We start from the raw sequence: 984 nt of genomic DNA on the forward strand, positions 1-984 counted from the left end.
CCAGCCTGTCCGCCTCATTCCAACGCCCGGCCAGGCCGGGCTCACGGTGTGGCAGACCACCGATCTCAAGACCCCCCTGACGCTGCAGTATGACGGCACGCAAAAGCAATATTATTATTCCCTGACCACCGGCGCCGACGGCATCGCCACCTTCCGGGCCGGCGCCGTCTCCCCGCGGATCGTCTCCTTCACCGCCAGCGCCGAGGGCTTCGTTGACGACACGCAAGCCCCCGCACAGGTGGCCATCGCCACCATCAGCAACGACATCTCAACCACGGGGCTGCCCCTGCCCATCATCCCGAGCCTCAACCCGATCCCGTCCGACAAATGGGCCTTCACCATGTCGCTTCCCGTCACCAATCAGGTCGTGAAGACCGACACCATCGTCGTCATCGTCAATGACAGGATCGTCTTCTGGGGAACCGGGCAGGATCTCTTCAACGGCGTGCCGATCGCCTATGCCACGCTCAAGCAGGGCACCAATGTGATCTCCTATCTGCAGATGGCGCAAGGCTCTTCGGCGACGCGGGAGCGCAAGCCGATAACGCCTTCCGCCAGCGGCAGCGCCCAGACCGGGCCCAATCCGCCCGTCACCCCGACGCTCAACCCCCCCACCGTGCCCGCCAAGCAGCCCATCGGCCCCGATGCCATAACCGGTGGCCTCGGCATCACCATCCCGCATTACGCCGCCGCCGCCCTGGGTGACACCATCACCGCCTTCTTCTATCTCGCCGGCACCTATCCGCTGACCAAGGCCACCGTCAACAACATCGCTTCCCTCGTCTACACCCTGACGGACAAAGACAGCGCCTTCATCAACGGCATCACCCCCCTCAGCCTGACGCTCGACCAGGTCTATGCGGCCGGCTACGCCAACGGAACCCTCAAGGTAGACTACAGGGTCGACACCGTGGGCGGAAACCCAAGCCAGCCACTATGGTCAATGCCAACCGCCCAAATCAACATCAACACAACGTTCTCTGC

1 protein-coding gene is annotated in these 984 nt (G+C 63.6%); it reads left to right on the top strand.

What is annotated here, in order from left to right; all coding sequences use genetic code 11:
- Window positions 1-984, top strand: a 984-nt coding sequence (locus DUT91_RS25965) for a hypothetical protein (RefSeq protein WP_160113725.1), incomplete at both ends; no start/stop codon positions are given.

The sequence above is a fragment of the Paramesorhizobium salinisoli genome (assembly GCF_003335045.1).
GTDB lineage: Bacteria > Pseudomonadota > Alphaproteobacteria > Rhizobiales > Rhizobiaceae > Paramesorhizobium > Paramesorhizobium salinisoli.